The sequence below is a fragment of the Corynebacterium sp. CTNIH16 genome, from assembly GCF_032821655.1.
GTDB lineage: Bacteria > Actinomycetota > Actinomycetes > Mycobacteriales > Mycobacteriaceae > Corynebacterium > Corynebacterium marquesiae.
This window is the reverse complement of the sequence record NZ_JAVBIG010000009.1, coordinates 33,574-58,590: the sequence shown is the minus strand read 5'-3', so window position 1 is coordinate 58,590 and position 25,017 is coordinate 33,574. Positions and strand designations below refer to the sequence as shown.

The window sequence follows — 25,017 nt, the reverse complement described above, 5'->3', positions numbered from 1 at the left end:
TGGGTGAATAGTTGGGGCCGATTTCTATTCCGCGGCGCCCCTAGGTTAAACTTTCTCTTGCTGCACTGGCGTATGCTAAGCAGCGCGCCGCCTTAGCTCAGTCGGTAGAGCATTTCACTCGTAATGAAAAGGTCGCGAGTTCGATTCTCGCAGGCGGCTCCACAGTGGCCGCAGGTGTATAGCCTGCGGCCTTTCGTGTATTCGGGGGAGGTGCGCGCTAAGCCTCGCCGTGGTTATTGAGCAGGCGCGGGACCACCTTGCCGGTAGCGTTGCGCGGGAGTTTGGCCAGGAAGTGCACGTCGCGCGGCACGGAGTGATCGGCGAGCTTGGTGCGGACCCAGTCGCGGATGGCGTCGGCGGTGAGGGCCTTTCCGGCGGCGTCGGCAGTAGGCACCGCCCACACGGCGATGCGTTGGAAGGTTTCGTTATCCTCTACGCCGCCAGCATGAACCTCGTGGATGCCGGGCATGGCCTCGAGGACCTCGGTGACAGACTGCGGGTGGACGTTTTCGCCGCCGACGATGATCATGTCATCGGCGCGGCCGACCACGTGCAGGAAGTCGTGCTCGTCGATGTAGCCCAAATCGCCGATGGAAATGAGCCCGTCCACCTTATTGAGCCGCAGGTTCGGGTTGGTATAGCCGGTCATCGCGGTGGAGTTGGTCAGGTAGATCTCTCCCACCTCGCCGCGCGGAACCGGGTGGCCCTCCTTATCGAGGATGCGCAGCTTCGTGCCCGAGGCCACGCGCCCGGCGATGGTGGGGTTGGCGGCCACCTGATCCATGGTGGCGGTCGTCGCGAGCGCGAGCTCGGTGGATCCGTACACGTTGCACAGGATGGCGCCGAAGCGTTCATTGGTTTCCTTGACCACCTCCGGGGTCAGCGCATTGCCGGCCGAGGCGATGAATTTCAGGCTCGAGGTATCGAACTCACCGGCCGGGTCCCGCTCTACCAAGCGCTTAAAGAAGATGGGGGAGGAGATCATGCCATCGAGGCGGTAGCGCTGGACATCATCAAGCACCTGCTCCGCGTCGAATACGCGGTGGGTGACGATGGTATTGCGCAGGCCGAGCGCGATATTGATGCAGGCCCAGCCCCACGTGTGAAAAATGGAGGCGGTGAGCTGCAGGCGCTGGTCGGCGCGCCACGGAATCGTATCCACGATGGAGGCCAGCACCACCGGCAGGGTCGGCTCCGGCCGCACAATGCCCTTCGGAATGCCGGTGGTGCCGGAGGACATGAGCACAATCGGGCCGTGCTTGGGGAAGCGCGGCAGCTCCACGGCCGGTGGATTCTTCACAATCTTGTCTAACTTCGGCAGCTCGCTTGCTCCGGTATCGTGCGCGATGATGACCGGGATATCGGTGTCCACGCGGTCGATGAATTCATCATCCACGACAAGCACATTGATGCCGTTTTCCTCAATGCAGCCGGCCAGCTGCTCCGGGGAGGAGCCCACGTTGAGCAGGTAAATAGAAGCGCCCACGTAGCCCTTGGCGCCGAGAGGAATGATGATGCCGCGGCCGTTGCGCGCCATGACGCCGAGGCGGATTTCGGGCAGGTCCAGCGAGCGGAGGTAGCGGGCAAAGCCCTGGGTGTGCGTGCGCAGCTGGCGGTAGGTGAGGGTGCCGTCGTCGTCGATAAGCGCCAAACGCTCCGGGCAGGCAAGGTAGCCCTGTTCGATCTCGCGTGCGGTGGTAAAGCGGTAGCGGGCCAGGTTCGGCAGCAGGTTGAGCTGGGCCTTCGCGCCGCCTTGGTGGCTGATGAGTCCGGCGTTAAGAAGCGCCGGCACGAACCGGCCGAGGGCTGCAGCGTGGAATGTGAAATCAGAAAAATTCACGATCGGGAAAGCTCCAAATTAGCGAAGATAACGAAAAGATAACCATGGACGATATCGTGAGAGAGGCGGGCGGTGTTGCCGCCAACTCGAAATATGTTACAGAAGTGACTACAGTTACCTGAAGTTACTGGTGTTTCTAGAAAAGGATCTCATGAAATCTCTGCAGCTCAAAGTCCTCTCCGTGGTGGCGTCCGCGCTGGCCGTCGTAGGCGTGGCTGTCGCGCCGCAAGCCACCGCCGCGGAGCGCAACCTAGTAGCCTTCGGCGATTCCGTCCTTGCGGATCCAGATGCCGGCTCCTACTTCGCCCACCGCTACGATCCCTCTAAAGGTGTGGGCGTAGATTGCCCTACCTCCAATAACTACGCCAAGCGCGCCGGCGCCAAGCTGCGCCTTCCGGTGCGGGATTTCTCTTGCTCCGGTGCCGTGTCCATGTCTCGCGGTCCGCAGGTTTCCCAGCAGGTGGATGCGGCCATCCGCAGCGGTGCGCTGACTCCGGCTACCAACCGCGTGGTTATTACTACCGGTTTCAATGACACCTATAACCACCGCGAGCTCAACCTGCCGCAGATTCGTAAGCAGTTCGCGGACCGCACCGCCCCGCAGATCGAGCGCATCAAGCGCGCGGCCCCGAACGCCCGCGTCCAGATCGTTGGCTACCCCACCATCGGTTCTGGCCCGTACTACTGCCTCTTCCATTTCGGCCCGCGCCCGGCCGATTCCACCTTCCTGCCGCCAATCCAGGACTTTGAGAATAAGGCGCAGTGGATGCAGGTGGACTTGGCGGCGCGCACCGGCGTGCAGTTCCTGGATATGAAGCCTTCCACCCGCAATAACGGCATGTGTGCCGATGCAAACCAGCGCATGTGGGCTGGTCTGGTGGACTTTACTGGTGGTGACGGCAACCTGCCCATCCACATGAACCAGCGTGGCCATGAGCATGCGGCCAACGTCATCGCCCGATCCTAAAAAGGTTTTCAGTAATGCGCCGGTTTTGAAAATATCGGTACGCTCGGGCGCATGACTGTAAAAGCTGTTATTGCCCGCTCCAAGGGTGCAGAAGTCGAAACCGTCAACATTGTCGTTCCTGATCCCGGCCCTAACGACGTCATCGTGCGCGTCCAGGCCTGCGGTGTGTGCCACACCGACCTTGCCTATCGCGATGGCGATATTGAAGACGCCTTCCCCTTCCTGCTCGGCCACGAGGCCGCAGGCGTAGTAGAGACCGTAGGTTCTGCGGTCACCCACGTGGAGGAAGGCGACTTCGTCATTTTGAACTGGCGCGCCGTGTGCGGCGAGTGCCGCGCCTGCAAGAAGGGCGAGCCAAAGTACTGCTTCAATACCCACAACGCCTCCAAGAAGATGACCCTCGAGGATGGCACCGAACTTACCCCTGCGCTGGGCATCGGTTCCTTCGCGGAGAAGACCTTGGTCCACGAGGGCCAGTGCACCAAGGTGGAAGACACCGACCCGGCTGCCGCTGGCCTGCTGGGTTGCGGCATCATGGCGGGCCTCGGCGCTGCCGTGAATACCGGCGATATCCAGCTCGGCGAGTCCGTTGCCGTCTTTGGCTGCGGCGGCGTTGGCATGGCGGCCATTGCGGGCGCCAAGCTGGCGAGCGCGGCGAAAATCATCGCCGTGGATATCGACGAGTCCAAGCTGGAGACCGCCCGCGAATTCGGCGCGACCGATACCATCTGCTCCAAGGACCTTTCGGAGCAGGAGGTTATTGACGCCGTCCGCGAGCTCACCGGCGGCTTCGGCACCGATGTCTCCATCGACGCCGTGGGCATCCAGCCCACCTGGCGCCAGGCCTTCTACTCTCGCGACCACGCCGGCCGCATGGTCATGGTGGGCGTGCCGAACCTCACCGACCACGTGGACATTCCGGCCATCGACCTCTACGGCCGCGGTGGTTCCATCAAGCCTGCGTGGTACGGCGATTGCCTCCCAGAGCGCGATTTCCCCGCTTACGTAGCGCTGTCCAAGGCCGGCAACTTCCCGCTGGACAAGTTCGTCACCGAGCGCATTGCGCTTGACGACGTCGAGCAGGCCTTCGCTACCATGAAGTCCGGCAAGGTTCTGCGTTCTGTGGTGGAGTTCTAATGCGTATCGATAGCACGGTTACTTCTGGCAAGTTCCGCCTCGATGGCGGCGAATGGGATGTGGACAATAATGTCTACGTCGTGGGCGATGACTCCAGCGTCTACGTGGTGGACCCCTCCCACGACCTCGATGCGGTAGCAGAGCTCGTGGGCGACCGTCGCGTAGAAGGCATCTTGCTCACCCACGCGCACAATGACCATTGCGAGCTCGCCCCCGAGGCCGCAAAGCGCTTTGATACCGAGGTCTACCTGCACCCGGACGATGACATGCTGTGGCAGGAGTCCAATGGCGATGCTCCGTACACGCCATTGGCGGACCGCGGTCAGTTCGATATTGGCGGCGAGAAGATTACGGTCTACCACACCCCGGGTCACTCGCCGGGCTGCGTGGTGCTGCATGTGGGCGAGACGCTGCTGTCGGGCGATACGCTCTTCAACGGCGGCCCTGGTGCCACTGGCCGCAAGTACTCCGACTTCGATGTGATCATCGAGTCGCTGAAGAACGTCGTCTTCACCCTGCCGGAGGACACTAAGGTCCTGCCAGGGCATGGCGACGCCACCACGGTGGGCGCGGAGGCCGCGCGCATCGACGAATACATCGAGCGCGGCTACTAGCCTCTAAAACGCCCGCAGGTACTCGCCGTAGCCGGACTTGAGTAACGGCTCGGCGAGTTTTTCTAGCTGGGCGCGGTCGATAAAGCCCGCCTCATATGCGGCGACCTCGGGCGATCCGATAACGATCCCGGTGCGTTTTTGCATCACCTCGACGTAGGCGGAGGCCTCGCTCATCGAGTCCACCGTTCCCGTATCGAGCCATACGCTCCCGCGGTGCAGGCGCTGAACATTGAGCTCGCCGCGGCGCAGGTACTCTTCGTTCACAGCCGTGATTTCCAGTTCGCCGCGGCCGCTGGGCTTGATGCCCCTGGCTATCTCCACCACCGAGTTGTCGTAGAAGTACAAGCCCACCACCGCGTGGTTCGATCGCGGTACCTCCGGCTTTTCCTCGATGCTCAGCGCATGGCCCGCGGCGTCGAATTCCACGACACCATAGCGCTGCGGATCCGAGACCTCGTAGGCGAAGATGATGCCGCCCTCCGGATCTTGGCAGTGGGCGAGCTCGCCGCCGAAGCCGTGGAAGATATTATCGCCGAGCACGAGTGCGACGCTGTCATCGCCAATGAAATCCTCGCCAATCAAGAAGGCCTGTGCGAGTCCCTCCGGCCGCGGCTGGACCGCGTAATCGATCATCAGCCCAAGCTGCGATCCATCACCAAAGAGCCGCTGGAAGGCCTCCGCATCCTCCGGGGTGGTAATGATGAGGATCTCCCGAATACCCGCTTGAATGAGCGTGGTTAGCGGGTAATAAATCATCGGCTTGTCATAAATGGGCATGAGCTGCTTCGAGATGCCCTTGGTAATCGGGTAGAGCCGCGTGCCGGAACCGCCGGCCAGGATGATGCCTTTCATTTAATCCTCCGGGTACAGCGCCAAATACAGGGCAAGGGCCGCACGCCAATTCTGCGGCTTGAAGCCGGTAGCCTCGATTTTATCTAGCGCAAGCGTCGACTCCTTAGGGCGCGGCGCCTCGGGGCCCGCGATCTCGCGGTACTGCTCGGTGCTTACCGGAGTGACCTCGGCCGGGTCGTGGCCGATCCCGATGAACACGGCCATGGCAATCTCATCGCGGCCGACGGTATCGCCCGAGTTGGAGAGGTTATACACGCCGTAGTCCGCGTTGGAGCTGAGCAGGTGGACGATGCCCTTGGCAAGATCCTCGGCAAACGTGGGCCGCCCGCGCTGGTCGTGGATGACCTTCGGCTCCACTCCCTTATTGGCCAGCCGGCGCATGGTGGACATGAAATTTTCGCCCTCGCCAAACACCCACGAGGTGCGGATGACGTAGTGCTGCGGCGCGGTTTGCGCGGCGGTATCACCCGCGGCTTTCGACGCCCCGTATACACTGAGCGGCGACGGTAGCTCCTCCTCGGAGTGGACCTCGTTCGCCCCATCGAAGATATAGTCGCTCGAGACTTGCACCAGTGTGATCTGGTTTTCTGCGGCGATGCGTGCCAGCTTTGCAGGTCCCTCCGCGTTGACGGCCCAAGCGGCGGCGCGGTCGTTTTCGGCGCCGTTGACGTCGTTATACGCCGCGCAATTAATGATGGCCGAGTACTGCTTCCAATTCCGTTCCGGCGGATTGGTGATGTCGAAGTCGGCGTGGGTGCAAAATTCGGCGTCGGCAAGCAGGCGCTTCAACGCCCGCCCCAACTGCCCATTCGCGCCTGTGACGAGGATACGGCGGGCGGGCATCGGGCTTACGCCTTTAAGGCCTGGGTGCTGCTTGTCCTTGTCCGAAATCTCGGTGGGTTCTTGCGGCCAGTCCACGATGTCGAGGTTCACCGCGGCATAGCGCGCCTCGGCAGACCAATGCTCATTGACCAGGTAGCAGTAGGAGGTTTCCTCCAGCGCCTGAAAGCCATTAGCGACGCCCCGCGGCACAAACACCGCTGTCTCCGGCCCCACCTCGTGGGTGACGACCTCGCCAAAGCTCTCCGATCCCTCGCGTAAATCGCACCACGCGCCGAAGATCTTGCCGTGCGCCACCGAGACGAGTTTGTCCCACGGCTCGGCGTGCAGGCCGCGGGTGGCTCCGGGGTGGTTATAAGAAATATTGTTCTGCACTGGCTGGAAGCTTGCGAGCTCGGGCGCGAGGCCGGTGAATTTTTCGCGTTGCCAATTCTCCTTAAACCAGCCGCGGTTATCGCCGTGCACGTCGAGGTCGATGATGAGCAGCCCCGGGATGGCGGTTTCGGTAATACGCATATCTACTGTCCTTGCTGCTTGTAGCGGGCTTCCACGTTTTCTTTCTCGGGCTTCCACCAGCCTTCGTTATCGCGATACCACGCGATGGTGGCTTCGAGACCGGCGCGGATATCCGTGAACCGCGGGGCCCAGCCTAGCTCGCGACGCAGCTTGGCGGCGTTCATGGCATAGCGCTGGTCATGGCCGGGGCGGTCCGCCACGTGCTCATAGAGTGCGCGTCCATTGCGGGTGTGGCCCATGATTTCGCAAATCAGCTCAATGACCTGCTTATTATTAATATCCTCTTGGTCCGCGCCGATATTGTAGGTCTCGCCGATGCGGCCCCGCTCGAGGATGGCGAGCACCGCTTTGTTGTGGTCATCGACGTGAATCCAATCGCGCACCTGCTCGCCCGTGCCGTAGAGCTTGGGCGTGTGTCCGGAGAGGATATTGGTGATTTGGCGGGGGATGAACTTCTCAATGTGCTGGTACGGCCCGTAATTATTGGAGCAGTTTGAGATGGTCGCGCGCAGCCCGAAGGAACGCACCCATGCTCGCACGAGGTGGTCAGACCCCGCCTTGGTGGCTGAGTATGGGCTGGAGGGAGCGTAGGCGGTGTGCTCGATAAATTTGGTCGCTGCTCCTATCTCGAGGTCGCCGAAAACCTCGTCGGTGGAGACATGGTGGAGGCGGGTATCGTGCTTGCGGCAGGCTTCCAGAAGGGTGAATGTGCCTACGAGGTTCGTGTGGATGAAGGGCGAGGGGTCGCGCAAAGAATTGTCGTTATGGGACTCGGCGGCAAAATGAACCACTACATCCGCAGCGGCGACGAGCGGTTCTACGGTGGCGGGATCGGCGATATCCCCCTCCACGAGGTCGATATCGAGGCCGGCGAGGTTGGCGCGGTTTCCGGCGTAGGTGAGCTTATCGAGCACCGTAATGCGGGTATCGGGGCGCGCCTGGCATATTAGGCGCACGAAATTGGCGCCGATAAAACCGGCGCCGCCAGTGACGAGCATCGTTTGCATGGTTATCCAGTGTAGGGCAGTCGGGCGCGTGGCTGTGGCAGGCCGTGGGCCCCGGTCAGGCCGCACCCGGTGGTGACGGAGGTGGCGAGGGCGGATCCGTGAGCCTGCGGGCTGGGGCTTGTTCCGCAGCGGGGTGTTCGTTGACCTCCACGGTGGGCGATAGGCCGCTGGTGTGGGCGGCGCGGTAGCCCACCCGGCCAGTGACGGGATCCCGTTCGGCGTGTCCCATTCCGTTGCGGCCATCGCGGTAGTCGTTATTGTCCACGTGGTGCCGGCGGCACAGCAGCGTGAGGTTCTTGAGATCGGTGGCACCGCCGTGTGACCAGGCTTGGAGGTGGTGGACATCGCAGTCCTGCCAGGGGCGGTGGCACTCGGGGTGGGTGCAGACAAGCTCGGAGGCCGCTAGGGCTAGCTTCTGCCAGAGGGACGCGGTGCGCTTGGTGCGACCAAGCTCGAGGGGGAGGCCCTTGTCGTCCACGGCACAGAAGAAATCGTGCTGCGCGCCGCCGAGGCGGAGGAGATCGAGCGGGGAGAGTTCGATGCCGGTGCTGGTGGCGAAGCGGGTATCGCCGCCCATTGCCTCCAGTTCCTCCAAGGTGGTGGCGACGAAGAAGGAGCCGAGACCGTCGGAGTTCTTTTGGGTGGCGGAAAGATAGCTCGATAGCGCAGCGGTCAATTGGTCCGCCATGCGTTGGGCATAGGTGCGGGTATCGTCCTCGGGACTGAGATCCGCGCTGCCCTTATTCTTCGCGGGAGCAAAGGCGCTGGCGAGGATGGCGGCCGCAGAGGCGTCTAGGTAGCCGGAGATGTGCACACCGCCGTCGGCATCTTGGCGGGAGATGCTAAAGCGGCGCTTGCGGGTAGCGGCGTGTGGGTCGGGCTCGCCTGCTGGGGTGAGAGCGTGCTTATTCGCTTTGCGGATGGCCTTGCGTAGCCACTCTCGCAGGGAATCGAAGGGGCGGCGCTTGGCCTGTTCGAGGGCCTGGTTGCGCAGTTCGCTTGGGCCGGGGATGGCGTACTTGCTGAGGCTACGTAGCTCATTCTCGATGAGGTTAAGGATGCGCTCGGGGATAGGCTCTTCCTCAAAGAGCTTCTTGCGGCGCTTCTCTTCCTCGCGGCGCTCGCGGTCAGCGTGGCGGCGAGCTTCTTCTTCGGCTTGGGCGCGTGCGGCTTCGTCGGCATCGGGGCCCGCAGGGGGAGCCGGCTCCGGATCGGGGATGGGTGCGAAGAGGTTGCGTCCATTGCGGAGGCGGGCGGCGGCCTCGGCATCGGTAAGGCCTAGGCGCGTGGTCAGGTAGTCCTTGGTCTTGGAAGAGCCTACGCGGCGGCCGGCGTCATCGCGGTCTGCAATGAAAGCAAAGGCGGCGTCGATGGTGGACTTATTTCCTAGCGCCCGCTCCAAGTGTTCGAAATGTGGATGAAGAAGCTCGAAAGACAGATCGGAGGGATCTTGCATGAGGCCGCGCAGCTGGGTGAGCCCAGTGGCAACCTGCGCGATGGCGGAGTCTATCTCCGCGTGCTTGGTGGTTTGCATGATCTCTCCCTTCCTGTTCGTTTACATGTTCTATTTTGCCCAGATAAAACACCCCGTCAACAGGAAAGAAGGAATTGGTCAATAGATTAGACATTCCCCAAGAAAACGCAGCCAAAACCCCGCAAAGCGGGGCCAAAACCACTAATTCGGGAAGGGGGGAAGGGCCTTCTGGTTGAGCCAGGCGTCTACGGTGGCGTCGAAAAGCGCGGCATCAGGAGCGGCGGCGCGGAAGGTATCCAGCAACATGGAAGCTTCTACCACCGAATGCCGGTGCTCGGTGAGGTAGCTGCGGAGGGTGCTAAAGAAGGCGTCGCCAAGCAGGCGGTGAATGGCATGCACAGCCAACGCGCCGCGCTTATACACGCGGTCATCGAACATATCGCGCGCACCCGGATCAGAAACGGTGAGGTCCTGTGCCTTGCGTCCCAAGACGTGGTAGTGGGCACGCGCCGCCTCGTGCGCGGTGGTCTCGCCCTTATGCTCGGCCCATAGCCACTCGCTGTAGCAGGCAAAGCCCTCGTTGAGCCAGATATCCTTCCACTCGCTCAGGCCCACGGAATTGCCAAACCATTGGTGGGAAAGCTCGTGCGCGATAAGGCGTTCGAAGGCGTGGTCGCCCTTAATATGATTGGAGCCAAAGATGGACAGGCCCTGCGCCTCCAGCGGGATTTCTAGCTCATCTTCCGTGATGACCACCTGGTAATCCGCAAATGGGTATGGGCCATAAATGGAGGCGAAGAAGTCCACCATTTCCTGCTGCTGGGCAAACTCATCCAGCACGCGCTCGCGCAGCGCGGCCGGCGCCCAAGCGCGCGTGGAAGGTCCCAAATCAAAATTAGAGAACTCTCCTACCTGCACCGTCGCCAGATAGGTGGCCATGGGCTCGCGGGTGCGGTAGTGCCAGCGCGTGGTGGAACCGCCCGCCCGGCGGGAGACAAGGTCACCATTAGAAACCACGATAAAGGGATCATCGGCCGTAATGATGATGTCATAGAGTGCCTTGGCAGAAGGCGTATCGTCGCAGGGGAACCAGCTCGGCGCGCCATTGGGCTGGCTGGCCACCAGCGAACCGGACTCGGTTTCTTCCCAGCCGATCTCTCCCCAGGTGGTGCGGATCGGCCGCGGGCTGCCGCCGTAGCGGATCACCAGCTCAAACTCCGTGCCGGCTGCAATCTCTTCTGCGAAACGCAGGCGCAGCTTGCCGGAGGATTGGCGGAATTTAGCCACCCGCGGCGCACCCTTTGCGGTCACGCGCCGGGCCACCATCGCCCCGCCTAGATCCAGGGTCAGGGACGCCAAACCTTCATCGGCCCGGATGGCCAAAATAGCCTCGCCGTGGAGCAGGTTGGGCTCCACGCGGTAGGTCAGATCCAGCGTGTAGTGGGAAACCTCGAAACCGAGATTAAAATCTACGCCGGTATAAGGATCAGTGTGGGCACGCGAAAGGGCGGTAGGAAGCAACTTCATAATGCTGCAAGCCTACCGCCCTTTCAGTCGCGGAAAGAAACGAGCTTATTTATTGAAAGCGCGCTCGAAGACCGGCCAGGAGTCCTTAAGGTCCGCAATCCAGTGCGGCCAGGAGTGGGTGCCGGTATTGCGGAAGTTATAGGTTGCCGGGATGCCAGCCTGGTCCAGCTTGGCCTTGAAGTTGTGGGTGCAGTAGTTCACGCCAGCCTCGATGGCACCGCCTTCACCCTGCAGAATAGCGGAGCCTGCAGCGGCTGCCATAGGGTTCGTGCCCTTAGCCACGTGGTAGGAGAAGGTATCCTCCTTGCCTGCCAACCCAGAACCGGAAGAGATGTACAGCTCCGTGCCGCGCAGCTTCTCGTGGTTCATCATCGCGTCGTTATAGCGGTTTGTGGGGGAGCCGAACGGGCCCCACATCTGCTCCGTGGTCGCACCACCGCGGTTAACGGTGAGCTCAACGGCCTTGTGCTCTACCGGGTAAGCGGTGGCCGCGCAGCCGGCATAGGAGCCGACGGCATCATAGAAGCCCTGGTTGTGCTCCGCCAGTAGCAGGGAGGAGGTCGCGGACATGGACATGCCCGCAATAGCGCGGTGGTTATCGGCCTTGATGTGGCCCTCGATGGCGCCCGGCAGTTCCTTGGTAAGGAAGGTTTCCCACTTCTGCGGGCCCTTGAGGTACTTGGAGTTCGGCTCGGATACCCAGTCGGTGTAGTAGGAGAAAGCACCGGCCTGCGGGATAACCACGTTGACGTTCCTGGAGTGGTAGAAATCAACGGCATCGGAAAGCTTCAGCCAGTCCATGTCCTGCTCCGCGCCGCCTGCGCCATTGAGCAGGTAGATGGTCGGGCGGTTCTCATCCTTCGCGCGAATGACGGCCAGCGGAATCTTGCGGCCGTTCATGGCAGGGGAGGTGGCCTGCAGCTTTTCGACGCGCGGATCGTCCTTGTACTTCTGGTACCAAGTCTGCTGCTCCAGCTCCGGGGTGACCTCCAACGGGGCCAAGGTGGACTGGGCAGCGTTGCCTGCTACCTGCTGCGGGGTGAGCTGTGCGGCCCCCGCCAGCGGGGCGGATGCTAGGCCGGCGCACACGGCGGTGGCGGCCAGGATGGAGCTAAGGCGCTTCATAGTGCTTCTTTCCTGTAGTTAATGAATTCCTGATTATTCGGCAGCGACAGCAGCCTCGGCGGCCGCTGCAGCCTCCGCAGCGTTCGGAGCCGCTGCGCCCTCTGCGTCCTTGCCCTCGACAAAGTCCTTGTCCGGGGACTGGTCAGCGGCGCTCGGGGCGTCCTTAACCTGCGCATTTTCCTCGGCCTGCGGTGCCTCGATGGAAAGCTCATTAGCCTCTACCGCCGGTGCGGCCGGTCCTTCTGCAGCGTCCTTGTTAAAGCCGCGCTCGAAGGTGGCCCAGGAGGTGAAGAGGTCATCGCGCCAGCCCGGCCAGGAGTGGGTGCCGGTATTGCGGAAGTTCCAGTCTGCGTCCATGCCCTGGGAGTCCATTTTGGCCTTGAGGTCATGGGTGCAGGAGTTCATCGCGGCCTCGATGACGCCGCCCTCAACGATGAGGGTGGACGAGCCCTTAGCGCCCCAGTCATTGGCGCCGCCCAGACCGGAGTTGACCGAAACGTAGGTCTCGGATTGGCCCAGGTTATTCGGGTTAGCGTTCACCAGGGCATCGTTGTACACGTTGTAATCGCTGCCCATAGCCCCCCACATCTGGTCGGCCGAGCCACCGCCGCGGTTGACGGTCAGCTGGGTGTATAGGCGCGGCAGTGGGCGGGAGGTTGCGGCGCAGCCGGAGAAGGAGCCCACAGCGTTGTAGAAGCCCGGGTTATGCTCCGCCAGCAGCAGGGAAGAGGTAGCGGACATGGACATGCCGGCAATCGCGCGCTTGCCATTGCCGCCGATGTGCTCCTCCAGTTTGTTCGGCAGCTCCTTGGTGAGGAAGGTCTCCCACTTCTGCGGGCCCTTGAGGTAGCCGCTATTCGGGGAAGATACCCAGTCGGTGTAATAGGAGAAGGCGCCGGCCTGTGGGATGACCACGTTGACATCCTTGGACGTGTAGAAGTCCACCATGTCTTGTACGCCCTCGGTCTCAGGGTCGATGTCGTGGTTGACGGTGGCGGTTAGCCAGTCCATGCCCTGCTCAGCGCCGCCCGCGCCGTTGAGCAGGTACAGGGTGGGGCGCTTCTTCTCAAAGTCGCCGTCTGGGGTGATGACAGCCAGCGGAACCTCGCGGCCGCCCATGGCGGCGGAGGTGGCGGTCAGGGCCTTAACGTGGTTGCCGTAGTGCTTGCCCTGGCCGCTCTCGTGACCAAAGGCGTAGCCCTTCCACTTGTCCTTATCATCCAATTTGGCAATGTCTGCCACGCGGTTTTCACCCTCGATGGTGATGGCGTAGTTGATATTCTCCGGGTCCGCAGGGTTGGTCAGGTTAACCTCGCGGATGGTGGACGGGGTGGCGTCCCCCTGAATCTCGTCCGGTTCGACGGCGGAGGCGATAGGGGCGGAGAGGACTCCTGCCGCGATGGCGATGCCTGCGACGCTAGAGCCGATAGAGCGCAAAGTATGCATATTTTTAGCTTCCTCGAGTTAAGAGAATCTTCTCAGTAGGTATCGTTCCGCATAGCGGGGGTGTTAGCAAGACTCTATGCCTTAATAGCCCTTTTAATGTAGCAAAACCTGTGACGCATGTGGTTTGTGTGTCATAATTCTGAACGCAGCGCGTATGTAACGGTGGCGCTACAATCTCCGCTAGTACTAAACGTGTGAATAATGAGGTCCGCCTCCCGGGCCCATCCCTCGCTCTAGGCAAGTAAAAACACAGAAAGAAGCATAATGAACGTTTTCGATTCCATCCTCGTATCCATCAATGAAGTTCTGGGCCAGTTCCTGCACATGGGTTCCTCCATGTCCTCCGCCGCCGCATTGGCTCTCGGCCTGTTCTAAAACACCGAACCCATAGCCCTGCGTGGGGGTGTCGCGCGCTTGCCGACGCCACCGTGCAGGGCCTTTGCGCGTTTTACCCCCGAAGCGTGGGGGACTCGGGCACAAGAGTGTGACCCAATGCGCGACATGGAGGGCAAAGTTACGTATCCTAAAGGGCGTGACTAATGAACATTATGACGTAGTAGTACTCGGCGCGGGCCCTGGCGGCTACGTGGCCGCCATCCGTGCAGCTCAGCTTGGTAAGAAAGTTGCCGTAATCGAGAAGCAGTACTGGGGCGGTGTCTGCCTCAACGTAGGCTGCATCCCTTCCAAGGCGCTGCTGAAGAACGCTGAGGTTGCCCACACCTTCAACCACGAGGCCAAGGACTTCGGCATTTCCGGCGATGTCTCCTTCGACTTCGGTGTTGCCCACAAGCGTTCCCGCAAGGTTTCCGCGGGCATCGTCAAGGGTGTCCATTACCTGATGAAGAAGAACAAGATCACCGAGATCAACGGCCTTGGCTCCTTCAAGGACGATAAGACTATCGAAATCACCGATGGTGATGACAAGGGTAAGACCGTCACCTTCGATGACTGCATCATCGCTACCGGCTCCGTGGTCAAGTCTCTGCCGGGCGTAGAGCTCGGCGGCAACATCGTGTCCTACGAGGAGCAGATCCTCAACGATGAGGCCCCGAAGTCCATGGTCATCGTCGGTGCCGGCGCCATCGGCATGGAATTTGCTTATGTTCTGGCCAACTACGGCGTGGACGTTACCATCGTGGAGTTCATGGACCGCGTCCTGCCGAACGAGGACAAGGACGTCTCCAAGGCCATTGCCAAGGAGTACAAGAAGCTCGGCGTCAAGCTGCTGACCGGCTACAAGACCACCTCCGTGAAGGACAACGGCGATAATGTCACCGTTGAGGTGGAGTCCAAGGACGGCTCCAAGCAGGACACTCTCACCGTGGACCGTGCCATGATCTCCATCGGCTTCGCCCCGCGCACCGAGGGCTTCGGTCTGGAGAACACCGGCGTTGAGCTCACCGAGCGCGGCGCTATTGCCATCGATGACACCATGCGTACCAACGTCGACCACATCTACGCCATCGGTGACGTCACCGCGAAGCTGCAGCTCGCCCACGTTGCTGAGGCCCAGGGCGTTGTGGCTGCAGAGACCATCGCCGGCGTGGAGACCCAGCTTTTGGGCGACTACATGAATATGCCGCGCGCTACCTTCTGCAACCCGCAGGTCGCTTCCTTCGGCTACACCGAAGAGGCTGCCAAGGAGAAGTTCGCGGACCGCGACATTAAGGTCGCTACCTTCCCGTTCTCCGCTAACGGCAAGGCTGCTGGCCTCAATGAGACCGCGGGCTTTGTCAAGCTCATCGCGGACGGCGAGTACGGCGAGCTCATCGGCGGCCACATGGTGGGCTCCAACGTTTCCGAGCTGCTGCCAGAGCTGACCCTGGCGCAGCGCTTCGACCTCACCGCTGAGGAAATCGGCCGCAACGTCCACACCCACCCGACCCTCTCTGAGGCCATGAAGGAAGCTGCCGAGGGTATTGGCGGCCACATGATTAACCTCTAAGCAGGGCTGCTTGCCGACGTCCACCTTTTCTCCCACCACCGCCGGGAGGCTAGGACCTCGGCACACCACAACGGCAACAGCATCGGCACCGCTGATCCTCCTCCGCCCACACGGGGCAGGAGGGAAGCAGCGGTGCCGTTGCTCTTTGTATGCATAACGCGCGCAACCCTCACTGCTACTCGAAAAATTTTCGAGTAGCTTTCGAGTACTGCTAAACCGCCAGTTCAGCAGGTTATTTACTCGAAATGAGCTTTTTCGAGTAGCTTTCGAGTACTGCTAAACCGCCAGTTCAGCAGGTTATTTACTCGAAATGAGCTTTTTCGAGTAGCTTTCGAGTACTGCCGAGCATTGAATAGGTGTTAAATATTTTCGGTGGCGGACCACGTGGCGCGTGGATCTTTGGGGGATGTGCCGTGCCAGAAAATTAGGCCGGCTCTCCTGAGCTGCTGTAGGGCGGTGCGAGCAGTAGGAACGCTGAGATCGGTTAGTTCAGAAACTTCTCGAGTCCCCAGGGGGCGGGAATGTAGTTGCAGCGTATGAAGAACCTCCTCGGCGCCCTTAGGGAGGCTATCGAGCACAGAAGCGGGAACCCGTTTCTGTGCTGGGAGCGTTAGAATCACCGAGCCCGATGTTTGTTTATAGATGGGATCCGATAGTCCTACGAGCCGCATTTCGCTGTAGATTCTTCTAATTCCTTCGCCGAGTTCTTGGCCGATTTTTAATTCAGCTGCCACACGGGCGATATGCGGATTGCGAGCGAATCGAGCAATTTCTTCTGGCTTAGAAGGGTCTACTAGGCCGGGAAAGCGGCCTGGTGAGGAAATTGTGATCTTATCGGGGAAAATTTCGAAGCGAATATGGTCTCCACTGTTCGAATAAGACCTGTGGATTGCCGCATTTACTAGACCTTCGAGCCATACATCGGGTGGAATTAGAGTCTCGCGTTGAAAATGTAGGCCGGTACCTTTTCTTTCAACTTCGGGCAAGAGTGACATGATGGTCTCTCGAGCCTTTTCTAGTTGTTGTGGAATTGTTCCTTCGAAGCGCTTGTCGAAGGCCAGCTGCTGTTGACGTCCAGGTAGGCGATCAGGTTCTTCAAACTTGAGCACGCGAATATGTGCGTTTGGGAAATATAGCTGGGGTGATTTTCCAAACATGAGGACGGAGGCGACAGTGGGGCGGTCGGGCTGGCGGAGAAGGCCCCGCGCCTTAAGCGCATCGATAGGAGTGGAGGAGCCTAGAGAATGTGCATAGCTAGCTACGGATTCGTCATTCAGGTCCACAACGTTGGCTCCGCTGACTTCCGTGGAATCAAAGGTTTGCTCGCCTTTGGTATAGCGCAACTCCAGTATGTCATCGGCTTTGAGCTTCTGTGTTTGGTCCCCAACCCTTAGATAGCACTCTCCTGCGGTTGTGTAGTGGACGTTCTCTGTTGGGGAGACATGAAACAGATATATTTGCGCCGGCCCTTTGGTTGATGGGGAGTGCGATCCTGGATCTGGAATGTCGACGATTTTGACTTCATACCTGGTAGTGGGATCCGTGAATTCATGGGGAGCTTGACGCAGTTGGTTAGCCTGTTTGGCGGAAGGTAGGCCATCCAAAGTGCGGTCTGTAATCCCGACGGCGATGATCCCACCCTCCGCGTTGGCAAACGCTACTAACGCTTTTGCGAGATCTTTGGGTTGAATGTTAAAAGATTTTCGGTCAAACCATTGATCTTCTGGCTGGCTCAGTAGCTTTTCCCATGATGAGGCATATGGGGACTGGGGGTCGTAGCTCATAAGGGTAACTCTACTCGAAAATTTTTCGAGTAGATTTCGAGTAGGCTTCGAGTGCTGCCAAACCGGCAGGTCATAACGTTATTTACTCGAAACGAGCTCTTTCGAGTAGCTTTCGAGTAGTTTTCGAGTAGGTCGATTGGCGCCCAAGACGCTAGTAGGGTGCAACTGCGGAGCGGTGCGCGTCAATACTGATGATCTCATTAATGGGCGGGAAGGCGCGTTGCGCGCAATTTTCGCGCGGGCAAGTGCGGCAACCGGAGCCGATAGGGGTAGCAGAAGAGAGATCTTTGAGGTCGAGACCCTCTGCGTAGACGGTGCGGTCAGCGTGGCGAGCCTCGCAGCCTAGGCCAATGGCGAAGAGCTTATTGGTATCGCCAAAGCGACCCTGGTGGTGCTGGACGGCGCGGGAGATCCACAGGTAATTGCGGCCATCGGGCATCTGGGCCAGCTGGCGGGAGATAATGCCGGGCTGGGTGAAGGTCTCGTAAACATTCCACAACGGGCAGGTGCCGCCATTATTGGAAAAGTGCACGCCGGTGGCGGATTGGCGCTTGGACATGTTTCCTGCGCGGTCGACGCGGACAAAAGTAAAAGGAATGCCGCGGAGGTTATCGCGCTGCAGGGTGGACAGGCGGGAGGCCACGGATTCATAGCCCACGCCGAAGACCTGGCAGAGGTATTCCACGTCGTAGCCGGAGCGCTCGGCTTCGGAATGCATCAGTGCATAGGGCATCACGGTGGCGGCGGCGAAGTAGCTGGCCAAGCCGCGTTGTGCGAGGTTGCGTGAAGCATCCGAGGTAAACGGCTCCTCCTCCACTAGGGCGGCGATGTCCTCCCCGGCCTCGAGGAAGCTCAGCTCCGCGGCCATGCGGAAGGCGCGCTGGCCTTCGCTCAGGCGCGACGCGAGCCGGAACTCGCCGGTCTCGCGGTTAAAGCTGTGTAGCGTGCCATCCATCTGGGAAGTGATGTGGATATCTACGTTGTGGCGATCGCGCAGGCGCTGGGCCAGGGCGTGTTCGGTGTCGCGAATGCCGAAGTGGGTGACCGAGAGGGCGTCGGCAAGCTGCTCTGCATGGTGGTCCAGGTTGTCCAAGTAGTTTTGGCGAGCGTAGAAGAAGTCGCGCACCTCGTCGTGCGGCATGGATAGGGCCTGGGTGGCCTCGGTGGTGCGGCGGGCATCGGTGGCCAGCGAGAGCTTATCGCGCACATTGCGGTAGCGACGGTGGACGTCTACCAGTGTGCGAGCCACGGTGGGGTGGTTATAGACCAGCTCGGAGAGCTCCTGCAGCTCGACAGGGGAGGGGCAGAGCTCCTTGTCCTGGATGACGTCCTGGATCTCGGCAAGAAGGCGGGAGTCGTCATCACGGGAGAAGAAGGTGGCATCGACGCCGAAGACCTCCGTGATGCGCAGGAGCACCGGGACGGTGAGCGGGCGGACGTCGTGCTCGATCTGATTGACGTAGCTGGCGGAGAGCCCCAGCGTCGCAGCAAGGGAAGCCTGACTGAGATCGCGCTCACGGCGAAGCTGGCGAAGGCGGGATCCCACATACGTCTTACTCATGCCGGCAAGGTTACTGGCTGGCCTGCGGGTGTGCACCCTAATCGCAAAGATCTTGCAAAGAATGTTCACCTCCCTGTGGGCTGCATGTGGGTTTCATGCGAAAGTTTGACGCATAAAGGGGTAAGGCGGTCACTCTAGTAACACCGGGTGACCAAGTTCACAACTACGGAAGAAATTACGCAACGTCAATATTGCGGAATTCCGAGCAGCCAAGGTAGTGACGTTTTGCTCCGAGGCTTTTAAGGCAACCCTTACCTAAAAGAATTCTGACTTTAACCGTACCGCCGTACCGTTAGGTGAAACGCTGCAGGAATTGACTGGTAACCAGCGGTTAAGCCCAGTTAAAGTGAGGGCGACAATGGAGGTGTCATGACTTTAAGAAATCCCGACCGTGAGGCAGTAGCTCACGGCCACATTACTAACGAACCAATCCGTCAGAAGCCGGGAGTGCCCTCCTGGGTTCTGAAGCTCATCATGGCCGTCACTGGCCTGCTTTTCGCCCTCTTCGTTGTTGGCCACATGGCCGGCAACCTGAAGTTGTACTTGCCGGCGCACGGCGGCGAAGAGGCGCTGGATGAATACGGCGCATTCCTGCGCTCCATGGGCGAGCCACTGTTCCCGCATGAGGGCGCATTGTGGATCATTCGCGCCATCCTGCTGGTTGCCATCATCGCCCATATCTACGGCGCGATCGCTTTGACTGCTCGTTCCAAGGCATCCCGCGGCAAGTTCCGCCGCAGCAACCTGATGGGCGGCCTTGATTCCTTCGCCACCAAGTCCATGCTGGTCTCCGGCATCGTTTTGCTGCTGTTCATCATCTTCCACCTGCTGGACCTGACCATGGGCGTACAGCCCATCGCCCCAGGTGACTTCGCAGAGGGAGCGGTGAAGGCCAACATGATTGCTACCTTCAGTCGCTGGCCGGTCACCATCGTGTACGTGATTGCCATGTGCTTCCTGTTCCTGCACCTCACCCACGGCATTCGCCTTGCTGCCTCTGACCTGGGTATCACCGGTGCGAAGTGGCGTCAGACCTTCCTGATCTTGGCGTACGTTATCCCGGCCGTTGTCTGCATCGGCAACATCGTTATGCCTTTGTCCGTTGCCCTGGGCTTGGTCAGCTAAAGGAGTTAGAAACCCATGACTAATACTGAACTCAAGCGCGAGCACCCAAATTTCTCGCACCCACAGTCCATCGTTCCGGGCGTCACCGCCGGCAAGATCCTCGAATCTAAAGAGCCGCACGGCGTGCCGATGAAGGATATGTGGTCCCACCAAAAGGACCACATGCAGCTGGTATCCCCGCTGAACCGTCGCAAGTTTGAAGTCCTCGTGGTTGGTACCGGCCTGTCCGCCGGTTCCGCCGCGGCCGCATTGGGCGAGCTGGGCTACAAGGTGAAGGTCTTCACCTTCCATGACTCCCCGCGTCGTGCGCACTCCGTCGCCGCACAGGGTGGTGTTAACTCCTCCCGTGCCAAGAAGGTGGACAATGACTCCACCTACCGCCACACCAAGGACACCGTGAAGGGCGGCGACTACCGCTGCCGCGAGTCCGACTGCTGGCGCTTGGCCAACGAGTCCGTGCGCGTGATTGACCATATGAACGCCATCGGCGCACCATTCGCCCGCGAGTACGGCGGCACCTTGGCTACCCGTTCCTTCGGTGGTGTGCAGGTCTCCCGTACCTACTACACGCGTGGCCAAACAGGCCAGCAGCTGCAGCTGTCCACCACTTCTGCGCTTTACCGCCAGATCGGCTTGGGCAATGTGGAGCTTTTCGCTCACCACGACCTGCAGGAAATCATCACCTATAACGATGGCGGTAAGAAGCGGGCGGGCGGCATCGTCACCCGCAACCTGATTAACGGTGAGCTCACCGCCTTCACCGGTCACGCCGTCATCCTGGGTACTGGCGGTTACGGCAATGTGTTCCACATGTCCACGTTGGCTAAGAACTCCAATGCTGGCGGCATGATGCGTGCGTATGAAAACGGCGCGTACCTGGCTTCCCCGGCATTCATCCAGTTCCACCCAACGGGTCTTCCGGTCAACTCCGATTGGCAGTCCAAGACCATCCTCATGTCGGAGTCCCTGCGTAACGATGGCCGTATCTGGTCTCCGATTAAGCCGGAAGATGACCGCCCGGCTAATGAGATTCCGGAAGATGAGCGCGACTACTTCTTGGAGCGCCGCTACCCGGCATTCGGCAACCTGGTCCCGCGTGACGTTGCTTCCCGCGCCATCTCCCAGCAGATCAACAAGGGCTTGGGCGTTGGACCGCTACACAACTCGGTGTATCTGGACTTCCGTGACGCCATCGAGCGTCTGGGCAAGGATAAGATCCGTGAGCGCTACTCTAACCTCATCGAGATGTACGAAGAGGCCATTGGCGAGTCCGCTTATGAGACCCCGATGCGTATCGCTCCGACCTGCCACTTCACCATGGGTGGCCTGTGGACCGACTTCAACGAGATGACCGCTATCGACGGCCTCTTTGCCGCCGGTGAGTGCTCCTGGACCTACCACGGTGCAAACCGTCTGGGTGCTAACTCCCTGCTGTCGGCTTCTGTGGATGGCTGGTTCACCCTGCCGTTTACCATCCCGAACTACTTGGCTGATCACCTTGGTGAGGAGAAGCTGGCTGAGGACTCCCAGGAAGCACAGGCTGCAGTGGCACAGGCACAGGAGCGTATTGACCGCCTGATGGGCGTACGTGGCGAGGACCCGCACGGTCCGGCCTACTACCACCGCCAGCTGGGCGATATCCTCTACCACGGCTGCGGTGTGTCCCGTAACGTGGAAGACCTCAAGGAAGCCATCACCAAGATCCGTAAGCTGCGCGAGGACTTCTGGGCTAATGTCCGCATCCCGGGTGAGGCTAACGACATGAACCAGGTGCTGGAGTACGGCCTGCGCGTTGCCGACTACCTGGACCTGGGCGAGCTCATGTGTGTTGACGCTTTGGACCGCGATGAGTCCTGTGGCGCCCACTTCCGCGAGGACCACCTCACCGAGGACGGCGAGGCAGAACGCGACGATGAGAACTGGTGCTTTGTTTCCGCATGGGAGCCGGGCGCTAATAAGAACGAGTTCATTCGCCACGCCGAGCCGCTGTACTTTGATTCGATCCCGCTGATGACAAGGAACTACAAGTAATGAAACTGACACTTGAGATCTGGCGTCAAGCCGGACCGACCCAAGAAGGCCACTTCGAAACCGTCCAGGTGGACGATGCCTCTGAGCAGATGTCCATCCTGGAGCTGTTGGACCACGTCAACGAGGGCTACATTGAGCGCGGCGAAGAGCCCTTCGCTTTCGCTTCCGACTGCCGTGAGGGCATCTGTGGTACCTGCGGCCTGACCGTCAATGGCCGCCCGCACGGCCCTGGCCAGAACACCCCGGCCTGCCAGCAGCGCCTGTTCAACTTCACCGATGGCGACACGATCAAGCTGGAGCCCTTCCGTTCCGCTGCCTACCCGGTCATTAAGGACATGATTGTGGACCGCACGGCTCTGGATCACGTGATGGAGCAGGGCGGCTACGTCTCCATGGACGCTGGTACCGCTCCGGATGCGGATACCATGCACATCAACCATGAGACCTCCGAGTACTCGCTGGACCACGCTGCCTGCATTGGCTGCGGTGCCTGCGTTGCTGCCTGCCCGAACGGTGCGGCTCACCTGTTTACCGGCGCAAAGCTGGTGCACCTTTCCCTCATGCCGCTGGGCAAGGAAGAGCGTGGCCGCCGTGCCCGCAACATGGTTGATGACCTGGAAGCCAACTTCGGCCACTGCTCCCTCTATGGTGAGTGCGCCGATGTCTGCCCGGCCGGCGTTCCGCTGACCGCGGTTTCCGCGGTTACCCGCGAACGTGCACGTGCTGCTTTCCGTGGCAAGGACGACTAAGCTAAGGTTATTCCGTAGGAATACTAGGAACGAGAGAAAGACAGAAAGACTCCGCCATGAGCGATAACACCCACGCAGTCGCTGACTACACCAGCGAGACTTACCCGGAGTTCTCCGGCAAGATTCAGGACACCTACATTGAGGGCTACGATCCCGTGTCCTTCGGTGCTCCTCACTCTTCCCTTCTTCGCACCTCCACCTGGGTGGGCATGGGTCTGATCCTGTCTTGCCTCCCGGCTGCCGGCATCATTATTTGGGGCCTTGGCGTGTGGGATACCCCGCTGGGCACCGCAGGTGAGGGTGACTACACCCTGACCATGATCATCGGCATCATCGCCCTAGTCATTGTGGCCATCGCCGCAGTAGGCACCGTCCACTACGGCCGCCGCTACTACCGCAAGTACCGCAAGGAAACCGGCCGAGTTAACTAAGGTGCTTGCCTAATCCAGGCATTGCCTAAGTTTCTGTACTGACTCGACGCCACCCCCGCCTCCATTAGCATGTTCACCGTGCAGGAGACGGGGGTTGCGTGATCTCTCACCATCTAAACGACGCTGCCGCTAGCACGTGGTAGCGATTCAACAAGTCGCTGGAATGACGGCAACCACCGGGCATGTCCGAGGTGGGCACTAGTGTTATAGAACGAAGCTGAAATACACCTTCACAACCTCAAGGAGAACTCATGACGCACCGCGCGGAGGAAGGCCTCGAAACGGCTACGGTAACGGCATCGTCGGGTGCTGCTCCCGTCCCGCAGGCTGGCAATCAGGAGGCGCGGCGTGCGGACCTGCGCCGGTGGAAGGCGATTGCGCTGTCGTTCCTGATTGGTGCGGCGGTGATCTTTTTGGGGTGTTCGTGGTGGCAGACGTCGGAAAGCGGGGCCCCAGTGTGGGTGGGCTACGTGCGTGCAGCGGCGGAGGCCGGCATGGTAGGTGGCTTGGCGGACTGGTTTGCGGTGACCGCGCTATTTCGCCGGCCGATGGGGCTGCCCATCCCGCATACAGCGCTGATCCCGAATAATAAGGACCGCGTGGGCGATGCCTTGAAGGACTTTGTGGAGGAGAACTTCCTTACCGCGGATGCGCTTAGCGCCAAGGTTCGCGAGGCGGAGTTGCCGCTATGGCTGGCGCGCCAAGGCGTAGAGCCGGGCAAGGCGGAGGAAGTCTCCGCCTGGATTGGCGAGCGTGCCGCCAGCGTGGTCGCAGATTTGGACCCCGAAGAGGCAGAGCATTTCATCCGCACCCAAGTCATGGACCGCCTAGCCGAGCCAGAGTGGGGCCCGCCGCTGGGTAGGTTGCTGGAGGGCTATATTGCAGACGGCAAGGCTCGTCCGCTGGAAGATGATCTCATTGAGTGGGCGCACGGCAAGATTCTGAGCATGGAGTCCACCGTGGTCACCGCCATCGACGAGCGCATGCCGGGGTGGGCGCCGCGCTTTGCCCGCGAGATGGTGGGGGAGAAGGTCTATACCGAGCTCGTGGAATTTGCTGATGAGGTGCGCCGCAATGGCAACCACGAGGCTCGCCTGGCCATTCGCCGCAACCTGTCTAAGCTGGCCTCAGATCTGCAGTGGGATGCGGACATGCGCGGGCGCATCGAGGGCATCAAGCAAGAGATGCTCGCCTCCGATCAAGCGCAGCAGGCGCCGGCAGCCATGTGGCGTACGGTATCCACTATGCTCATTGACCAGCTCAATGATCCGGAGTCTTTCCTGCGCCAGAAGATTACGGCGAAGGTAAAGGAGTTGACGCACCGTCTGCTCGAGGACTCCGAATTCTTGGCCCAGGCCAATGCGCTCGTGGATAAGGCCGCGCGCTACGCGGTGGAGAAATTCGCGCCGGAAATTATCGCTATTATCCCGGAGACCATCAAGCGCTGGGATGCGGAGGAAGCCTCCCAAAATATCGAGCTCATGGTGGGCAAGGACCTGCAATTTATTCGTTTGAACGGCACTATCGTCGGTTCCCTGGCAGGATTGGTGATATTCGCGATCAACCACCTTATCTTTGGTGCTTAGACATAAGGAGTAATGAGCAATGAGCGATAATAAGAAGATTTTCGATTCCCTGAAAGATGCCGGCAGCGCTGCTTTTGAGGTAGCCAAGGACTTCGGTGGCCGCCTGCAAGAAGAACGCACCCAGCACGCTAATGGCGCGCAAGCGAAAAGCCCTTATGGCGCATCCGGCAAGGAGGGCTTGGTGGATAAGGCCACTGCTACCGCGAAGGAGTTCGGTGCCACTGTGAAGAAGGCCGCGGACGGCACCCGTGAGTCCGCTGCTTTCGACGCCGCTAAGGGCAAGTTCTCCACCGCTTATAACGAGACCCGCGAGGGCGTGATGGACGCCTATAATTCCGCGCAGGCCCGCCGTGCGGAAAAGAAGAATGCGGCGCGCTCTGGCCAGGATTCTGCTCCTTCGCAGGGCGATAATATTATCGATGGCGAAGTAATCGACACCGACGACCCACAGAATTAATCT

General features: G+C 60.4%; 20 protein-coding genes and 1 tRNA gene. 11 read left to right on the top strand and 10 right to left on the bottom strand.

All coding sequences use genetic code 11. The features are described from left to right. Positions 1-86: 86 nt before the first annotated feature. A tRNA-Thr gene (locus tag RAE04_RS08785) sits at positions 87-162 on the top strand. A 55-nt stretch (positions 163-217) separates the two neighbouring features. On the opposite strand, the gene RAE04_RS08780 is transcribed toward RAE04_RS08785, so the two are convergent. Next, positions 218-1,840, bottom strand: a complete 1,623-nt coding sequence (locus tag RAE04_RS08780) for an AMP-binding protein (RefSeq protein ID WP_317027117.1) — start codon at positions 1,838-1,840, stop codon at positions 218-220. Positions 1,841-1,991: 151 nt separating this feature from the next. Here RAE04_RS08780 and RAE04_RS08775 point away from each other — a divergent pair, with 151 nt between their 5' ends. Genes RAE04_RS08775 through RAE04_RS08765 form a run of 3 tightly spaced genes read left to right on the top strand, consistent with a single transcriptional unit; the run spans position 1,992 to position 4,558 of the window. Then, positions 1,992-2,807, top strand: coding sequence for a GDSL-type esterase/lipase family protein (locus RAE04_RS08775; protein ID WP_049377809.1), 816 nt, complete (start codon positions 1,992-1,994; stop codon positions 2,805-2,807). Between the two features lie 51 nt (positions 2,808-2,858). After that, positions 2,859-3,944: an S-(hydroxymethyl)mycothiol dehydrogenase gene (locus RAE04_RS08770; RefSeq protein WP_049377810.1), complete on the top strand. Its 1,086-nt coding sequence runs from the start codon at positions 2,859-2,861 to the stop codon at positions 3,942-3,944. Next, the gene (locus RAE04_RS08765) at positions 3,944-4,558 is read left to right on the top strand and encodes an MBL fold metallo-hydrolase (RefSeq protein ID WP_005323087.1); all 615 of its coding nucleotides are present in this window, start codon (positions 3,944-3,946) and stop codon (positions 4,556-4,558) included. Before RAE04_RS08770 ends, RAE04_RS08765 begins: the two co-directional genes overlap by 1 nt. 3 nt (positions 4,559-4,561) lie before the next feature. Here the strand turns inward: RAE04_RS08765 and rfbA are convergent, their stop codons facing one another. The 7 genes from rfbA to RAE04_RS08730 form a co-directional block, all read right to left on the bottom strand. After that, entirely contained in the window at positions 4,562-5,410 is an 849-nt protein-coding gene (rfbA, locus tag RAE04_RS08760) for a glucose-1-phosphate thymidylyltransferase RfbA (protein WP_049377811.1), read from the bottom strand. Next, positions 5,411-6,766, bottom strand: coding sequence for a dTDP-4-dehydrorhamnose reductase (rfbD, locus tag RAE04_RS08755; protein WP_317027116.1), 1,356 nt, complete (start codon positions 6,764-6,766; stop codon positions 5,411-5,413). A gap of 2 nt (positions 6,767-6,768) precedes the next feature. Beyond that, positions 6,769-7,773, bottom strand: a complete 1,005-nt coding sequence (gene rfbB / locus RAE04_RS08750; protein ID WP_317027115.1) for a dTDP-glucose 4,6-dehydratase — start codon at positions 7,771-7,773, stop codon at positions 6,769-6,771. A 55-nt stretch (positions 7,774-7,828) separates the two neighbouring features. Continuing rightward, positions 7,829-9,307 (bottom strand): HNH endonuclease signature motif containing protein, encoded by a 1,479-nt coding sequence (locus RAE04_RS08745; RefSeq protein WP_317027114.1) that lies wholly within the window; start codon positions 9,305-9,307, stop codon positions 7,829-7,831. Positions 9,308-9,448: 141 nt separating this feature from the next. Next, the gene (locus tag RAE04_RS08740) at positions 9,449-10,774 is read right to left on the bottom strand and encodes a M1 family metallopeptidase (protein WP_317027113.1); all 1,326 of its coding nucleotides are present in this window, start codon (positions 10,772-10,774) and stop codon (positions 9,449-9,451) included. A gap of 45 nt (positions 10,775-10,819) precedes the next feature. After that, on the bottom strand, positions 10,820-11,899 hold the full coding sequence (locus RAE04_RS08735; RefSeq protein ID WP_317027112.1) for an alpha/beta hydrolase family protein: 1,080 nt from the start codon (positions 11,897-11,899) through the stop codon (positions 10,820-10,822). Positions 11,900-11,932: 33 nt separating this feature from the next. Continuing rightward, positions 11,933-13,345: an alpha/beta hydrolase family protein gene (locus tag RAE04_RS08730; RefSeq protein ID WP_317027111.1), complete on the bottom strand. Its 1,413-nt coding sequence runs from the start codon at positions 13,343-13,345 to the stop codon at positions 11,933-11,935. Between the two features lie 532 nt (positions 13,346-13,877). On the opposite strand from RAE04_RS08730, the gene lpdA reads away from it, so the two are divergent. Then, the gene (gene lpdA, locus RAE04_RS08725; RefSeq protein ID WP_049377818.1) at positions 13,878-15,290 is read left to right on the top strand and encodes a dihydrolipoyl dehydrogenase; all 1,413 of its coding nucleotides are present in this window, start codon (positions 13,878-13,880) and stop codon (positions 15,288-15,290) included. Between the two features lie 359 nt (positions 15,291-15,649). Here the strand turns inward: lpdA and RAE04_RS08720 are convergent, their stop codons facing one another. Both RAE04_RS08720 and ramB read right to left on the bottom strand, forming a co-directional pair. Then, complete coding sequence (locus RAE04_RS08720; protein WP_317027110.1) at positions 15,650-17,074, bottom strand: RNA-binding domain-containing protein; 1,425 nt, start codon at positions 17,072-17,074, stop codon at positions 15,650-15,652. 151 nt (positions 17,075-17,225) lie between these two features. Beyond that, positions 17,226-18,635 (bottom strand): acetate metabolism transcriptional regulator RamB, encoded by a 1,410-nt coding sequence (ramB, locus tag RAE04_RS08715; RefSeq protein WP_317027109.1) that lies wholly within the window; start codon positions 18,633-18,635, stop codon positions 17,226-17,228. A gap of 369 nt (positions 18,636-19,004) precedes the next feature. On the opposite strand from ramB, the gene RAE04_RS08710 reads away from it, so the two are divergent. From RAE04_RS08710 to RAE04_RS08685, 6 genes are all read left to right on the top strand, one after another. Further along, entirely contained in the window at positions 19,005-19,760 is a 756-nt protein-coding gene (locus tag RAE04_RS08710; protein ID WP_317027108.1) for a succinate dehydrogenase cytochrome b subunit, read from the top strand. 15 nt (positions 19,761-19,775) lie between these two features. Further along, on the top strand, positions 19,776-21,791 hold the full coding sequence (locus RAE04_RS08705; protein WP_317027107.1) for a fumarate reductase/succinate dehydrogenase flavoprotein subunit: 2,016 nt from the start codon (positions 19,776-19,778) through the stop codon (positions 21,789-21,791). Continuing rightward, entirely contained in the window at positions 21,791-22,540 is a 750-nt protein-coding gene (locus tag RAE04_RS08700; RefSeq protein ID WP_286687793.1) for a succinate dehydrogenase/fumarate reductase iron-sulfur subunit, read from the top strand. Before RAE04_RS08705 ends, RAE04_RS08700 begins: the two co-directional genes overlap by 1 nt. 56 nt (positions 22,541-22,596) lie before the next feature. After that, positions 22,597-22,971, top strand: coding sequence for a hypothetical protein (locus RAE04_RS08695; protein ID WP_284769393.1), 375 nt, complete (start codon positions 22,597-22,599; stop codon positions 22,969-22,971). A gap of 251 nt (positions 22,972-23,222) precedes the next feature. Then, positions 23,223-24,557, top strand: coding sequence for a DUF445 domain-containing protein (locus RAE04_RS08690; RefSeq protein ID WP_317027106.1), 1,335 nt, complete (start codon positions 23,223-23,225; stop codon positions 24,555-24,557). Between the two features lie 19 nt (positions 24,558-24,576). Continuing rightward, positions 24,577-25,014 (top strand): CGLAU_01105 family protein, encoded by a 438-nt coding sequence (locus tag RAE04_RS08685; protein ID WP_317027105.1) that lies wholly within the window; start codon positions 24,577-24,579, stop codon positions 25,012-25,014. The last annotated feature ends 3 nt before the right edge of the window (positions 25,015-25,017 follow it).

Bases quoted from the DNA above. Each gene is read 5' to 3' on its own strand.
- RAE04_RS08730 (WP_317027111.1), bottom strand. From the start codon at position 13,345: ATGCATACTTTGCGCTCTATCGGCTCTAGCGTCGCAGGCATCGCCATC.
- RAE04_RS08690 (WP_317027106.1), top strand. From the start codon at position 23,223: ATGACGCACCGCGCGGAGGAAGGCCTCGAAACGGCTACGGTAACGGCA.
- RAE04_RS08720 (WP_317027110.1), bottom strand. From the start codon at position 17,074: ATGAGCTACGACCCCCAGTCCCCATATGCCTCATCATGGGAAAAGCTA.
- RAE04_RS08770 (WP_049377810.1), top strand. From the start codon at position 2,859: ATGACTGTAAAAGCTGTTATTGCCCGCTCCAAGGGTGCAGAAGTCGAA.
- ramB (WP_317027109.1), bottom strand. From the start codon at position 18,635: ATGAGTAAGACGTATGTGGGATCCCGCCTTCGCCAGCTTCGCCGTGAG.
- RAE04_RS08700 (WP_286687793.1), top strand. From the start codon at position 21,791: ATGAAACTGACACTTGAGATCTGGCGTCAAGCCGGACCGACCCAAGAA.
- RAE04_RS08765 (WP_005323087.1), top strand. From the start codon at position 3,944: ATGCGTATCGATAGCACGGTTACTTCTGGCAAGTTCCGCCTCGATGGC.
- rfbB (WP_317027115.1), bottom strand. From the start codon at position 7,773: ATGCAAACGATGCTCGTCACTGGCGGCGCCGGTTTTATCGGCGCCAAT.
- RAE04_RS08735 (WP_317027112.1), bottom strand. From the start codon at position 11,899: ATGAAGCGCCTTAGCTCCATCCTGGCCGCCACCGCCGTGTGCGCCGGC.
- RAE04_RS08745 (WP_317027114.1), bottom strand. From the start codon at position 9,307: ATGCAAACCACCAAGCACGCGGAGATAGACTCCGCCATCGCGCAGGTT.
- RAE04_RS08705 (WP_317027107.1), top strand. From the start codon at position 19,776: ATGACTAATACTGAACTCAAGCGCGAGCACCCAAATTTCTCGCACCCA.
- rfbD (WP_317027116.1), bottom strand. From the start codon at position 6,766: ATGCGTATTACCGAAACCGCCATCCCGGGGCTGCTCATCATCGACCTC.
- rfbA (WP_049377811.1), bottom strand. From the start codon at position 5,410: ATGAAAGGCATCATCCTGGCCGGCGGTTCCGGCACGCGGCTCTACCCG.
- RAE04_RS08740 (WP_317027113.1), bottom strand. From the start codon at position 10,774: ATGAAGTTGCTTCCTACCGCCCTTTCGCGTGCCCACACTGATCCTTAT.
- RAE04_RS08710 (WP_317027108.1), top strand. From the start codon at position 19,005: ATGACTTTAAGAAATCCCGACCGTGAGGCAGTAGCTCACGGCCACATT.
- RAE04_RS08775 (WP_049377809.1), top strand. From the start codon at position 1,992: ATGAAATCTCTGCAGCTCAAAGTCCTCTCCGTGGTGGCGTCCGCGCTG.
- RAE04_RS08695 (WP_284769393.1), top strand. From the start codon at position 22,597: ATGAGCGATAACACCCACGCAGTCGCTGACTACACCAGCGAGACTTAC.
- RAE04_RS08685 (WP_317027105.1), top strand. From the start codon at position 24,577: ATGAGCGATAATAAGAAGATTTTCGATTCCCTGAAAGATGCCGGCAGC.